Origin of the sequence: Leifsonia sp. TF02-11, from assembly GCF_017565305.1 — a bacterium.
Lineage (GTDB): Bacteria > Actinomycetota > Actinomycetes > Actinomycetales > Microbacteriaceae > Leifsonia.
On sequence record NZ_JAGEKP010000002.1, the window covers coordinates 47,605 to 60,581 of the forward strand.

The window sequence follows — 12,977 nt, forward strand, 5'->3', positions numbered from 1 at the left end:
AACACACGTGCCAGCACTCCCCCCGCTGCCGAGACGGCTGTCGGCGCTCGACGGCCTCCGCGGCGTCGCCGCCCTGATCGTCGTCGTCCACCATGTGTCGCTGCTGTACCCGCCGTTCGCGGCGACCTACATGGGCGGACAGACACCGCACGCCGGCTCGATCTCCTGGTGGCTGACGTACTCCCCGCTGAAGCTCCTCACCGCCGGCCCGGAGGCCGTCATCGTCTTCTTCGTCCTGAGCGGGTTCGTGCTCACCCTCCCGCTGCTGAACGGCCGCCCGTTCGACTGGATGGCGTACTACCCGCGGCGACTCGTGCGCATCGGGATACCGGTGGTCTGCTCGATCCTGCTCGGGGCCGCGCTCGCGCTGCTGGTGGCGCAGAACCCCGAGCAGGCGCGCTCGTCGTGGGTTGCTGCGACGAGCGTCTACCCCGTGTCGATCGAGCGGTTCCTTGCCAACCTCGACCCGATGACCGGCGACTTCGCGCTGAACAACCCGCTCTGGTCGATCTACTGGGAGATGGCGTTCTCGATGATGCTGCCGCTCTTCGTCGGCGCAGCCGTGCTGCTGCGCCGCTGGTGGCCGCTTCTGCTGGCCCTCGCCGTGTTCTCGGTGTTCCTGGGCAAGGACGCCGGCGCCGACGCGTTCCACTACCTCCCGGCCTTCTTCGTGGGCGCACTCGCGGCCGTCGGCTTGCCGATGATCCGGTCGGCCGGCATACGCATCAGCTCCTGGCGCGCGGGCTGGCTGGTGTGGCTCATCGCACTTGCCGGATCGGCGTTGCTGCTGATCTCTTCGTGGCTCGTGCCGGCAGGACACCCTCTGACGACTACCGCCCTATTCGGCATCCAGCCGGTCGCGGCGCTGGGGCTTATCGTGTGCTGCCTGGAGTGGCGGCCGCTCGGTGTCTTGCTCTCACTGCGGCCCTTCCAATGGGCGGGCAGGATCTCGTTCAGCCTCTACCTCGTGCACGTGCCGATCATCGTCGCGTTCGCCTACGTGCTCCGGGGGACATCCCTCCCCGTGGTCGCCGGTCTCGCGATCGTCAGCGCGCTCGGGGCCGCCGTAGTGTTCTATTGGCTCGTCGAGAGGCGATCGCACGCCCTCTCGCGATGGTTCGGACAGCTGGTCTCCAGCGCGTTCGCCTCGCGCTCCGCACCGGTTCGCCCGGATCACACCGTTCAGCCCACGACGCGTTCCTCGGAGGCGGGCGCGCTCTGACGGCGCCCTTCCTCCTCGCCGTCCTCCCGTCCGAACCAGGTGCGATAGCGATCCGACGCCCAGGCGCCGACGGCCTTCGACCAGCCGTGACTGCGCTTCTCGATGAGCCAGCGGAAGCCGACCGCCACCAGCACCGCCAGGGGGATCGCGAACAGCAGCGGAACGTACCAGGCCTGCCCGGCGAACAGGTAGGTGCTGAAGATGATGATCGGCACGTGCACGAGATAGAGGCTGAAGGAGATCGCACCGAGGAACTGGAGTGGGCGCGACTCGAAGAGCGCGCGAAGCGGCGTCCACCCGAGCGCCGCGACCACCAGTCCCGCCGCGGCGATCGGCACGAGACCCTTGAGGACGGGGTCGAGCTCGAGGATCTGTCCGACCCCCGGTCCGACCAGCCACGGCGCGATGAGCAGCAGAGCGCTCCCGACGGTCAGCAGCGCCCAGAGCGGGTGCCGGAACCAGCGGCGGTTGATGCGATCGGCGGCGTTCCGCACCAGGTCGAGACGCACTGCGATGACCGCGCCGACGAAGAAGGCCGGGAGGTACTCCAGCTCCGCCGATCCGGCGCGGGCGCCCAGCCAGGTGAGTGCGCACGCCAGTGCGAGTCCGCCGATCCACCACCGGCGCACGGCGAGGGCGGCGATCGCGAAGACCGGGAGCAGCAGTGAGAACGCGAGCTCCCAGCGCAGCGACCACAACGGGTTGTTGATCTGGCCGTCGCCGCCGAGCAGGTCGACGGCCTTGACGATGTACTCCCACGAGAAGTTCGGGGTGGACGAATTGCTGAGCCAGGTGCCGTTCGCCTGCGTGCTCACCTGCGGGATCGCCGCCACCCATGCCGCCGCGAGGATCACGGAGGCGACGACCGGGACCATCAGCCGGACGACGCGCCGCGGGAAGTAGGCCACCCAGTCGAAGCCGCGCCGGCGGACCACGGGCAGCGTCACGACGAGCCCCGAGAGCACGAAGAACACGATCACCGACTCCATGCCGGCGGTCGCGAGCTTGAGCGGGGTGTAGCTGATCCACCACATCGGCGAGCCGACGGGTGCGTGGCCGCCGCCGGGAGCTCCGGGGAACTCCGGGTTCGTGTAGAACGCGTGGTGGAGGAGCACCACCACGGCGGCCAGGCCGCGCAGGCCGTCCAGTGCCGTCAGTCGTGCTCCGTTCTTCGTCACGCTCTTCTCGTCCACCCTTCCACCAGTACCCGCCGGAGGCCGGCGACGCTACGGGTCGCCCCTGGGCGGTTCCTGTGACCTGTTCAGGGGTCACCTGGGAGGGTTCAGCGTCCCGTCGGTGTCGGCTTCGCCGGCGAGAGTGCCTGCTGGACCAGCTGGTGGATCTGCGTGTAGTCCGGCTTGACCGGGTTGATGGCCGGCGGCACCAGCTCCAGCTTGTCGACAGGCTGGGAGCGTGTCTTCATGCCCAGATCGACGAAGTATCCCAGCATCGACTGCGGGATGTCGGTCTTCATGACCTGGGCGCCGGCCTTCGCGATGTCCTGGAACTTGGTCACCACGTTGAGTGGGTTGAACTGCGTGAGGATGGCGTCCTGCAGCTGGCGTTGGCGCGCCATCCTGTCGTAGTCGCTGGTGCCGTGCCTGGCCCGCGCGTACCACTGGGCGTGGTACCCGTCCAGGTGGTGCTTTCCCGGCTGGATCCACTCGACGACGCCGTTGAGGTTCTCGTCGCCGCCGATCGGCACCTTCTCGCTGACGGTGATGTCCACGCCGCCGAGGGCGTCGATGAGGTCGGCGAATCCCTGCATGTCGATGAGCACGTAGTACTGGATGGTCAGCCCGGTCGCACCCTCCAGCGCATCGCGCATCGCCTCGATGCCGGGCTCGCTCTGCTGCTTCTTCGCGTTCGGGTAGAGCTCGGGCTTGTACAGCTCGACCTCGGTGTAGATGGAGTTGAGCTGGCACACGTCGACGTCGCACTTGTCGTGATAGCCGTACCCGTCGGGGTAGAGCGTGCGCAGCGGCGACTTCGCCGAGAACGGCACCGGGTTCAGGTCGCGCGGCAGCCCGATCGTGACCGCCTTGCCGCTCGCCGCGTCGATGCTCACGATCGACATGCTGTCCGGACGCAGTCCCGCCCTGTCCGGTCCGGCGTCGCCGCCCAGCAGCATGATGTTGTACCGGCCGTCCACCGGAGGCACGGACGGTCCGGCCGCGAAGATGTCGCTCAGGGCTCCCCGCGCGGCCCCGGCCACGGTCGACCCGTAGGCGGCCGTCCCGGCCAGACCGGCAAGCACGATCACGGAGAACGCGGCGATCCAGCCGCGGGCGTTCGACCGCGCCTTCACCAGCCGCACCAGCCGGAGGGTGTCGAGCGTGAGCACCACCCACAGCACCGCGTACCCGATGAGCAGGATCTGGACGACGGTGAGACTTCCGGCCTGGGTGGCGAACGTGTAGAGCGACGACGGCGCGAGCAGCATCAGCACCAGGGCGATCAGAGCGAGCGCCCAGAGCAGCAGCGTCGCGAGGATTCCGACGCGCCCGAGCACTCGATTGCCGGCGACCAGCTGCGGAGTGCCGGGGAAGACGATGTTGAGACCGACGAGCCACCAGCCGCGTGCGGTCATCTCGCCCGGCGACGACACGTCGGGATGGCGCAGCACGGTCGCCGAGCTCATAGCTTCGACTTCAGCGCCCGGTTCTTCTCCTCGACGCTCGCCTCGAGATCGTCGGCGAAACGGGCCAGCGCGGTCGAGAGGGCGAGGTCGGCGGTCGCGAGAATCTTGACGGCGAGCAGCCCGGCGTTCCTGGCGCCACCGATGGACACGGTCGCGACCGGAACACCGGCGGGCATCTGGACGATCGACAGCAGCGAGTCCAAGCCGTCCAGCCGCGCCAGCGGAACGGGGACACCGACGACCGGAAGGGTCGTGACGGCGGCCAGCATGCCCGGCAGGTGAGCGGCACCGCCGGCGCCGGCGATGATCACCCGGACCCCGCGACCGGCAGCCGCTTTGCCGAAAGCGATCATCTTCTCGGGCGTCCGGTGCGCGGAGACGACCTCTACCTCATGGGCGACACCGAACTCGTCGAGCAGTCGTGACGCCTCCTGCATCACCGACCAGTCCGAGTCGGAGCCCATCACGACGGACACCAGGGGCTGGGAGGGGGCGGGCATGGCAACCAGGATAGGGGCGGGGTGCGGGGTGGGCGGGTTAGGCGCGCGGGAGAGGGGAGCTCCTCCCCCGAACCCCCATCACCCCTCGAAGAACGACGCGGCCGCCCGCGCGCTGTAGACGACGTCGTCGAGGTCGTCGCCCGTGACCGTCACGTGGCCGACCTTGCGGCCGGGGCGCGGCGCCTTCCCGTAGCCGTGGAACTTCGCCTCGGGGTGCGCGGCCAGGGCCGCCGGATAGCGATCCTGCAGCGTTCCCTCCGCCGGGCCGCCGAGGATGTTGACCATCACCGACCACTCCTCGCGCATGGCGGTGGAGCCGAGCGGCAGGTCGAGGACCGACCGCAGGTGCTGCTCGAACTGGCCGGTCACCGCGCCCTCGATCGACCAGTGGCCGCTGTTGTGCGGCCGCATGGCCAGCTCGTTGACCAGGACCCGGCCGTCGGTGGTCTCGAAGAGCTCGACGGCGAGCACGCCCGTCACGCCGAGGCCCTCGGCCACGCGGGTCGCGATCTCGGCGGAGACCTGGGCGACCCTGCCGGTCGAGCCGGGGGCCGGCGCGATGACCTCGGCGCACACGCCGTCTTTCTGCACGGTCTCGACGACCGGCCACACGGCGATCTCGCCGGACGGACGCCGGGCGACCAGCTGGGCGAGCTCGCGCCGGAAATCGACGAGCTCCTCCACCAGCAGCGCTCCGCCCCGACCGTCCTCGGCGAGCGCGAGGAACCAGTCGTCGGCCCCCGATGCCTCCGACACGACGCGGACGCCCTTGCCGTCGTAGCCGCCGCGCGCCGTCTTCACGACCGCGCGCCCGCCGTGGTCGGCGAGGAAGGCGCCGAGCTCGTCGGCGGACTCCACCGCGGCCCAGTCCGGCACCGGCAGGCCCAGCTCGCTGAGCTTCGCGCGCATCTGCAGCTTGTCCTGCGCATACAGCAGAGCATCCGGTCCCGGGTGCACGGGGATCCCGCGCGACACCAGTTCACGCAGGATCGCCGGAGGGACGTGCTCGTGGTCGAAGGTCACGACGTCGACGGTCTGCGCGAAGGCGAGCACGGTGTCGAGGTCGCGGTAGTCGCCGACTCCGGTGGCCGCGAGGTCGGCGCTCATCCCCTCGGCCTCCTCGAGGACGCGGATGTCGATCCCGAGCGCGACCGCGGGCGGAATCATCATCCGTGCCAGCTGACCGCCGCCGATGACTCCGATCGTGTTCCTGGCCATCTCCGATGTCTCTCCTCGATACTCTTCACACGCTGCGCGGGCAACTCCCAGACACGGCCGCCCCTGCTCGCGTATTGTGGCGAACGCACCTCCTATCTTCCCGCATCCATCGGCGGGAGCATGACGATCCCCTTGGCTGGAGCATGACGACCCAGACGAACGCCACGGCGAGCACAGCCCGCCTCCTCCCGCAGCTGATCAAGTTCGGCGCGGTGGGCGCAGTGGGCTTCGGCGTGAACCTCGTGGTGTTCAACGTGATGCTGCTGATCGTGCTGCGCAACGTGCAGCACGCCACCATCTACTCGACGATCATCGCAACGGTCATCGCGATCCTGACCAACTGGATCGGCAACCGCTACTGGGCCTTCTCTGGTCAGCGCCAGCAGAACGCGGCCCGCGAGGGCGTCGAGTTCTTCGTCGTCAGCCTCGCGACCGGCACCGGCATCCCGCTGCTGTGCATCTGGGTGTCGCACTACCTGCTCGGTCTGTCGAACCCGGTCGCCGACAACATCTCGGCGAACGTCGTCGGGCTGGCGCTCGGCATGCTTTTCCGCTTCGCCCTGTACCGCTGGTGGGTGTTCTCCCCCGCCCGCGCCGAGCGGAAGAAGGCTGCAGCTGTTCGGGAGGCCCAGGCTGCGACCGCGCAGCCATCGAAGTCCGAGCCGGCGACGGTGACCGGCTCGACGCTAGCGCGAACCCCAGACGGTGGTCTCGTCGGAGACTGACTCCGACTGCTGGCGACGCACCCCGACGATCGTCTGCGCGTGCTCCATCAGCTCGCTGAGCGCCCGCTGCACCTGATCGGCCTTCGGCACGTCCTTGAGCACGACCGGGCGGTCGAGACCGGAGTTGATGCGAACGTCCCCCGAACGGAACATGCTCTGCAGCCAGGTCCGCTTGACCGCGACGTCGTAGCCGCGGCTGTGCAGCAGCTCCTGACGCACGCGCACGAAGAAGCCGTGGCGCAGGATGAGCCGCCGGGTCGTGACGGTGTACCTGCGGCTCAACCAGACGGCGAGCGGGAGCAGGAACAGCAGCAGGGTTGCGACGGCGGCCGCCGACCAGAGGAGGACGACCTCCCAGACCTCGGACACCCGTCCGGCGAAGTAGCCGACACCGCCGGCGACGGCGATGAGGGCGAGGCTCGGCCAGAAGAGCGCGCGGGCGTTGGACCGGAGACGGGCGATGACCCGCTCCGGAGGCGGCGCGGGCGAACCCTCCGGCGTACTGCTCATGTCTCCCATTAATACCGCAGGTGCGTCACGTCGCCCGCCGCCACCGCGGTCGGCCCCGCATCCGACTCCACGATCAACCGGCCGGTCTCGTCGATCGCCGTCGCCGTGCCGAGCAGGACGTCGCCTCCCGGCAGCTCGACCCGCACCGAGCGGCCGAGCGTGTGGCAGGCCTCTGACACCTCGTCGCGCAGTGCGCTGCGGATCGGGTCGCCTCCCGCTGCGACGAACTCGCGGTAGAGCACGCTCAGCTGGGTCAGATAGGCGGCCAGCACGGCGTCGGGGTCGATGTCGGCGGCTCCGGACAACGCCAGCGACGTGGAGGTCGGCGTGGGCAGCTCGTCGCGCTGCAGCGTCAGGTTCACCCCCGCCCCGACGATCACTCCGTCCATCCCGGGCAGCAGCTCCGACAGGATGCCGCACACCTTCGCCTCGTCGATGAGCACGTCGTTCGGCCACTTGACCGAGACATCGCGCTCCGTGAACCCGCCGAGTGCGCGGCTCATCGCCACGCCGGCGAGCAGCGGGAACCAGCCGAGCGCCTCCGGTGCCAGGCCTTCGGGGCGCAGCAGCACCGAGATGGCCAGCGACGTGCCAGGGGGCGACACCCAGACCCGGCCGAGCCGGCCCCGGCCCCCCGTCTGGTTGTCGGTCACCACGACGGCGAGATCCGGCAGGTCACCGGCGCGCGACTGCAGCACGTCGTTGGTGGAGGAGGCTTCGGGAAGCACTTCGAGAACAGGGACGACGGCGCGGCTGCGGCGGAAGTTCATTGCTCAATTCTGCCAGCGAACCCGCCCGGATTTGTAGGATTCCATAGACGGCACGGGCATTCGGCTGGCAGGTAGAGTGAACGGCGTGACCGACACCGAAGCACGTCAGACCCCCGATCCCTTCACGACCGCCGGCAAGCTCGCCGACCTCAAGGAGCGGTTCCACGAGGCCGTGACCGCAAGCGGCCAGGCCGCCATCGAGAAGCAGCACGCGAAGGGCAAGCTGACCGCACGCGAGCGCATCGACCTCCTGCTCGACCAGGGGTCGTTCGTGGAGTTCGACGAGTTCGTCCGGCACCGCACGCACGCGTTCGGCATGGAGGCCAAGCGGCCATATGGCGACGCGGTCGTCACCGGCGTCGGCACCATCCACGGCCGCAACGTCGCGGTCTTCAGCCAGGACTTCACCATCTTCGGCGGCAGCCTCGGCGAGGTGGCCGGTGAGAAGATCATCAAGGTGATGGATCACGCCATCAAGACCGGCGTTCCGATGATCGGCATCCTCGACTCCGGCGGCGCCCGCATCCAGGAGGGCGTCGTCGCCCTCGGCAAGTACGGCGAGATCTTCCGCCGCAACACCGCGGCCTCCGGCGTCATCCCGCAGATCTCGATCGTGATGGGCCCCGCGGCCGGCGGTGCCGTCTACTCCCCCGCGCTCACCGACTTCGTGATCATGGTCGACAAGTCCAGCCACATGTTCGTCACGGGCCCTGACGTCATCAAGACGGTCACCGGAGAAGACGTCGGCTTCGAGGAGCTCGGCGGCGCGCTCACCCACAACAAGATCTCCGGCGTCTCGCACTACCTCGCGAGCGACGAAGAGGACGCCCTCGACTACGCGCGCACCCTGCTCAGCTACCTCCCACAGAACAACCTGGCCGAGCTGCCGGTCTTCGAGTCGGAGCCCGAGCTGGAGATCACCGACGCCGACCGCCGGCTCGACACGATCATCCCGGACTCGCCCAACCAGCCGTACGACGTGACCACGATCATCGAGGGGATCGTCGACGACGGCGAGTTCCTCGAGGTGCAGCCGCTCTTCGCTCCCAACATCGTCATCGGGTTCGCGCGCGTGGAGGGCCGCTCGGTGGGCATCGTCGCCAACCAGCCGAGCGCGATGGCCGGCACGCTCAACATCGACGCCGGCGAGAAGGCGTCGCGGTTCGTGCGCTTCTGCGACGCGTTCAGCATCCCCATCCTCACCCTCGTCGACGTGCCGGGCTACTTGCCTGGGACCGACCAGGAGTGGACCGGCGTCATCCGCCGCGGCGCCAAGCTGCTGTACGCCTACGCCGAGGCGACCGTGCCGCTGGTCACGATCATCACGCGCAAGGCTTACGGCGGCGCGTACATCGTCATGGGGTCCAAGCAGCTCGGCGCCGACATGAACCTCGCCTGGCCGACCGCCGAGATCGCGGTGATGGGAGGCCAGGGAGCCGTCAACATCCTCTACCGCGGCGAGATCAAGCGCGCGGAGGAGGCGGGAGAGGACGTCGCCGCGGTGCGGGCACGCCTCGCGAGCGAGTACACGTACAACGTGGCGAGCCCGTTCCTCGCCGCGGAGCGCGGTGAGCTCGACGGCGTCATCGAGCCGGCCGCGACGCGCATCTCGGTCATCAAGGCGTTGCGTGCGCTGCGCACGAAGCGTGCGGCGATGCCGCCGAAGAAGCACGGGAACATCCCGCTGTGAGCGGCGCCCACGCAGCGTCGGAGGCCTCCCCGCTCGACCCGTCCCAGCTCCGGTTCCTCACGAAGGGCGTCACGCCCGAGGAGGTCGCCGCCGTCACGGCCGTGCTGGCGACGGCAGCGGCGGAGGCCGCAGCGGCCGCTCGCGACGCGCGGCCGCAGCACGGACCGGACGGCTGGGAGCGCACGCAGCGCAGTCTCCGCACACCGCTCGACCGCGGGCCGGGCGCCTGGCGTTCGTTCTCCGGCTGAGCTGGCTTCGACCCCGGTCGAGCCCCGCTGTACCCCGATCGGGGAGGCCCCCACTCGCGGGTCACGCGACATTGCGCCAGAGTGACCTCATGGCAACCTCGGAGCTGTCCCCCTGGGGTCCCCCAAAATGACGACTATGTATTTCTCGAACGACGCGACAATATTGTTGTTGCTAGGTGTCTCTCCTCGTGAGTCACACCGCCAATCACTCGCCGACTAGGGTAAGCGGGCGAGTGCTTTGGGGGCGAGTCAGGGCGATATTCGGGTTGTCGCCCTGACTCGGGGTTTGAAAAGGGGCCGACAATTCGGGTGTCGGCCCCTTTCATCTCTTTAACGGCGCCTCGCGCAACTCTTCGCGCGCGCCACTCACTCCGCCGAGGGGCGCGTTGTTGTCCCTTTCGAGCGCTGAAAGGGACAACAACGTGCCTCTCGCGCGTGGAACCGCGGGCGTGGGACTGCGCGTCAGCGGGCGGCGTCGACGAGGGGGCGCGGGATCTCCAGCCACAGGTCGACCTCGTCGTCGTCCGACTCGACGCCCAGCGCATTGGCGGCGCCGTCGTCCGACATCCGCAGGCCGACGACGGTGACAGCGGTCTTCGACGAGCGCGGCACCGTGCGGACGATCAGCTTGTCGGTCGTCGTGCCGCGGATCGCGTCGGCGAGGCGGCGCAGGACGGTCTCCAGCCCGCTCTGGTCGAGGTCGTCGATGCCGCCCTCGTCGAGCAGGCTCACGACCACACCACGCCGGCGGGCGTCCATGACCTCGCGGCGCACGTCGTCGTTGAGCAGGCGCCTGCCACGGATCTCGTCGCGGATCGCGCCCTCCAGGTAGCGGCACTCGCGGCGTTCCGCCTCGGTGAGGTCTCCGCCGCGGCGGACGATCTCGGCGAGCATCGGAGCAGCCACCCGGTAGGTCTGCCGCAGCCGCAGCTGGCGCTCCATCACGTGCGCCTCCTGCGCGGCCTGCCACTCGGTGGCCTCCCGCTCGGCCCGGGCGAACTGGAGGGCGTCACGGCCCGCCTTCGCCAGCGAACCGGAGATCACCACCGCGACGCCGACCCACACCACGGAGCCGATCACGCCCAGACCGGCGAGGGCGCCCGGTCCGGCCCAGACCACCGTCTGCACCGCCAGGAAGCCGACGCCCACCCAGGCGACGAACTGCTGGCGGCGTACCGCTGCGATCGTCATCAAGGTGCCGACGGCGGCGACGTACCAGGTCGCGTACCCGTTGTCCTTCGCGGGGTTGAGCTCACTCGTGACCAGGATCGGGATGACCACGCACACGGCGAGGTCGAACGCGGCCAGCCAGAGCGGCATCTTGGTGGGGCTGGTCGGCCACAGGCTGATGACGGTCGCGACAGCGTAGAGCGCCATCGCCACGATCGCCGGGCCCGGGGCGCTCGGGATCGACAGCGACGACAGGCCGAGGAACAGGTGGTAGGCGGAGAACAGCGCCCCGAGACCGAGGAAGAGCAGCCTGTTGAGCGTGATCATCCCGCCGCCTCCTGCTCGCGATCGGCGACCGACCCGTGCTCGGCCGCCGGCCAGACGATCGTCACCGTCGTGCCCTCACCCGGAGCCGACACGACGGTGGCCTTGCCGCCGACCTTCGCGAGGCGCTCGCGGATGCTCACCCGCAGGCCGAGCCGCTCGGCCGGCACGGCGTCCGCATCGAAACCGCGGCCGTCGTCCGCCACGACCACGCGGACCGCCGCACCGTTCTCGCCGCCGTGCACCGTGACGCTGCGGTGCACGTCCTCGCCTCCGGCGTGCTGCATGCTGTTCACCATCGCCTGCACCGCCGCGGAATAGACCGCCTCCGCGACGTTCACGGGGAGGCTGTGGAGGTCGTCGTCCTGCGCGTCCACCGCGAACGGCGAGGAGAACGCGCGCGCCGCCGTGACGAGGCGGTCGGACAGCTGCTCGACGCCGACCTGGGTCTGGTCCTCGGGCCCGGAGGCCTCCGCCGCGTGAAGATGCCCGATCGCGTCGGCCGCCATGCGCGCAGCCAAGTCCTTCTGCTCCGGCGTGCGGGCGCTCGCGGCCGAGAGCAGCGTCGTCAGCACGCTGTCGTGCACGATCGCGTCGACCTGCACGCGCTCCACCTCGGTGGCGTGCTGGCGGACCGCGTTGCCGTACTTCGCGAGCGCCTGGCTCTGGGCGATGTCGACGGCGGTGGCGGCCTGCCGCATCATCGCGATGATCGCCAGGATGACGCCGCCCAGGATGATCGCGTACACCGTGTCGAGCCCGGCGAGCTCTGCACCGACCCCGCCGCCGGCCGGCAGCGCCCGCACCACGCCGTACGCGATCGGAGTGATGAAGGTGTACGCGATCGCCAGCCAGAGCGGGTACGCCACGGCGGCGAAGGCCGTGAACACCGAGCAGAGGAACCACACCCACGGCTTGTCGGACGCGAAAGCTGCCGGCTGCGACACCAGCAGCGGCCACGTCACGATCGCGGCGAAGTAGACGATCGAGAGGATGCCCATGGTGATCTTGACGAACCGCTGCGCGAAGATCGCCAGCAGCACCGTGAACGCGAGACCGCCGAAGACCAGCACCAGCACGACCGCCGCCCACGGGCTGCGCAGCGCGCCCAGCTGGCCCAGCGCCGTCGGGAAGGTCTGCAGGCCGAACACCAGACCGAAGGCCGACACCGTGCGGTCGGAGATGCGCTCGATGCGTGCGCGGCTCAGCGGGTTGCGCGGCTTGGCCGCCTCGATAGGCGCTCCCGGCGTGGAGCGCGGGAGGCTAGGGGCGCTCATTGCCCGTGTCGGGATCGAGCCCGGGCAGGATGCCGTCCTCCACGGCCCGGCGGAGGAGATCCACCTTGGTCGGTGCGGGCCGGCCGACCTCGACGTATTTCACGCGGATGCGGTCGAGATACTCGCGCGCGGTCGAGTTCGCGATCCCCAGCTGTGCCGCGACCGCCTTGAGCGGCAGACCGGAGGCGTACAGGTGCAGCACGTCACGCTCGCGGCGGCCGAGCTGCGCCTTCGCGAAGTCGCTGTCGGCGTCGATCGCGGTCGCCCACTCCAGGTTGTTGAGCACGTCGCCGCGCGCGACCGTCTCGATCGCGTTCATGACCGTGGTCGTCGGGGACGACTTGGGGATGACGCCGGCCGCACCCGCGGCGAGCGCCTCCCGGACGCTGGCCACCCGGTCGGCGATGCTGTGCACCAGCACGGCGGCACCGGTCGCCTGCGCGCGCTTGACGTTGTCGGTGACTTTGGACCCGTCGCCGAGCGACAGGTCGAGCACGACCACATCGCACTCCTGGGAGCCGAGCTGCTCGACGAACTCGTTCACCGTCGCCGCCGCCACGACGACCTCGTACCCGGCGTCCTGACAGGCCGCCTTGAGTCCGAGGCGCACCGACTCATGATCGTCGACGATTGAGACTCGCACCATGCTGACCATCGTAGTGTGCAGCATGCTCGGATCCCG

At 69.7% G+C, this 12,977-nt stretch carries 13 protein-coding genes; 4 read left to right on the forward strand and 9 right to left on the reverse strand.

All coding sequences use genetic code 11. The features are described from left to right. Positions 1-7 precede the first annotated feature (7 nt). Positions 8-1,222: an acyltransferase gene (locus JNB50_RS01630; protein ID WP_208038382.1), complete on the forward strand. Its 1,215-nt coding sequence runs from the start codon at positions 8-10 to the stop codon at positions 1,220-1,222. Here the strand turns inward: JNB50_RS01630 and JNB50_RS01635 are convergent. The 4 genes from JNB50_RS01635 to JNB50_RS01650 form a co-directional block, all read right to left on the reverse strand. Continuing rightward, a complete protein-coding gene (locus JNB50_RS01635; protein WP_307794567.1) occupies positions 1,183-2,400 on the reverse strand; it encodes an acyltransferase in 1,218 nt (405 codons plus the stop codon). The genes JNB50_RS01630 and JNB50_RS01635 overlap by 40 nt on opposite strands. A gap of 104 nt (positions 2,401-2,504) precedes the next feature. Further along, complete coding sequence (locus tag JNB50_RS01640) at positions 2,505-3,863, reverse strand: LCP family protein (protein WP_208038383.1); 1,359 nt, start codon at positions 3,861-3,863, stop codon at positions 2,505-2,507. Next, the gene (gene purE, locus JNB50_RS01645; RefSeq protein WP_208038384.1) at positions 3,860-4,363 is read right to left on the reverse strand and encodes a 5-(carboxyamino)imidazole ribonucleotide mutase; all 504 of its coding nucleotides are present in this window, start codon (positions 4,361-4,363) and stop codon (positions 3,860-3,862) included. Before purE ends, JNB50_RS01640 begins: the two co-directional genes overlap by 4 nt. Before the next feature lie 78 nt (positions 4,364-4,441). Beyond that, on the reverse strand, positions 4,442-5,632 hold the full coding sequence (locus JNB50_RS01650) for a 5-(carboxyamino)imidazole ribonucleotide synthase (RefSeq protein ID WP_279553412.1): 1,191 nt from the start codon (positions 5,630-5,632) through the stop codon (positions 4,442-4,444). Between the two features lie 92 nt (positions 5,633-5,724). Between JNB50_RS01650 and JNB50_RS01655 the strand changes: the two genes are divergently transcribed. Then, positions 5,725-6,306 carry a GtrA family protein gene (locus JNB50_RS01655; protein WP_208038386.1) on the forward strand — a complete coding sequence of 194 codons (582 nt, stop codon included), beginning with the start codon at positions 5,725-5,727 and terminating at the stop codon, positions 6,304-6,306. Here JNB50_RS01655 and JNB50_RS01660 read toward each other — a convergent pair. Next, positions 6,268-6,816, reverse strand: coding sequence for a PH domain-containing protein (locus JNB50_RS01660; RefSeq protein ID WP_243767905.1), 549 nt, complete (start codon positions 6,814-6,816; stop codon positions 6,268-6,270). The genes JNB50_RS01655 and JNB50_RS01660 overlap by 39 nt on opposite strands. Positions 6,817-6,824: 8 nt before the next feature. Further along, entirely contained in the window at positions 6,825-7,586 is a 762-nt protein-coding gene (locus JNB50_RS01665; RefSeq protein ID WP_208038387.1) for a biotin--[acetyl-CoA-carboxylase] ligase, read from the reverse strand. Positions 7,587-7,662: 76 nt separating this feature from the next. Between JNB50_RS01665 and JNB50_RS01670 the strand changes: the two genes are divergently transcribed. Next, the gene (locus tag JNB50_RS01670) at positions 7,663-9,276 is read left to right on the forward strand and encodes an acyl-CoA carboxylase subunit beta (protein ID WP_208038388.1); all 1,614 of its coding nucleotides are present in this window, start codon (positions 7,663-7,665) and stop codon (positions 9,274-9,276) included. Continuing rightward, positions 9,273-9,524: an acyl-CoA carboxylase epsilon subunit gene (locus JNB50_RS24870; protein WP_208038389.1), complete on the forward strand. Its 252-nt coding sequence runs from the start codon at positions 9,273-9,275 to the stop codon at positions 9,522-9,524. The genes JNB50_RS01670 and JNB50_RS24870 overlap by 4 nt, the downstream gene beginning before the upstream one ends. A 462-nt stretch (positions 9,525-9,986) precedes the next feature. Here the strand turns inward: JNB50_RS24870 and JNB50_RS01680 are convergent, their stop codons facing one another. Genes JNB50_RS01680 through JNB50_RS01690 form a run of 3 tightly spaced genes read right to left on the reverse strand, consistent with a single transcriptional unit; the run spans position 9,987 to position 12,941 of the window. Continuing rightward, on the reverse strand, positions 9,987-11,021 hold the full coding sequence (locus JNB50_RS01680; RefSeq protein ID WP_208038390.1) for a hypothetical protein: 1,035 nt from the start codon (positions 11,019-11,021) through the stop codon (positions 9,987-9,989). Further along, on the reverse strand, positions 11,018-12,295 hold the full coding sequence (locus JNB50_RS01685; RefSeq protein WP_208038391.1) for a sensor histidine kinase: 1,278 nt from the start codon (positions 12,293-12,295) through the stop codon (positions 11,018-11,020). Before JNB50_RS01685 ends, JNB50_RS01680 begins: the two co-directional genes overlap by 4 nt. After that, a complete protein-coding gene (locus tag JNB50_RS01690; RefSeq protein WP_208038392.1) occupies positions 12,282-12,941 on the reverse strand; it encodes a response regulator transcription factor in 660 nt (219 codons plus the stop codon). The genes JNB50_RS01685 and JNB50_RS01690 overlap by 14 nt, the downstream gene beginning before the upstream one ends. Positions 12,942-12,977: the final 36 nt, after the last annotated feature.

Excerpts from the sequence above, each read along its gene's own strand:
- JNB50_RS01640 (WP_208038383.1), bottom strand. The coding sequence starts at position 3,863 with ATGAGCTCGGCGACCGTGCTGCGCCATCCCGACGTGTCGTCGCCGGGC.
- purE (WP_208038384.1), bottom strand. The coding sequence starts at position 4,363 with ATGCCCGCCCCCTCCCAGCCCCTGGTGTCCGTCGTGATGGGCTCCGAC.
- JNB50_RS01655 (WP_208038386.1), top strand. The coding sequence starts at position 5,725 with ATGACGACCCAGACGAACGCCACGGCGAGCACAGCCCGCCTCCTCCCG.
- JNB50_RS01660 (WP_243767905.1), bottom strand. The coding sequence starts at position 6,816 with ATGAGCAGTACGCCGGAGGGTTCGCCCGCGCCGCCTCCGGAGCGGGTC.
- JNB50_RS01665 (WP_208038387.1), bottom strand. The coding sequence starts at position 7,586 with ATGAACTTCCGCCGCAGCCGCGCCGTCGTCCCTGTTCTCGAAGTGCTT.
- JNB50_RS01680 (WP_208038390.1), bottom strand. The coding sequence starts at position 11,021 with ATGATCACGCTCAACAGGCTGCTCTTCCTCGGTCTCGGGGCGCTGTTC.
- JNB50_RS01685 (WP_208038391.1), bottom strand. The coding sequence starts at position 12,295 with ATGAGCGCCCCTAGCCTCCCGCGCTCCACGCCGGGAGCGCCTATCGAG.
- JNB50_RS01690 (WP_208038392.1), bottom strand. The coding sequence starts at position 12,941 with ATGGTGCGAGTCTCAATCGTCGACGATCATGAGTCGGTGCGCCTCGGA.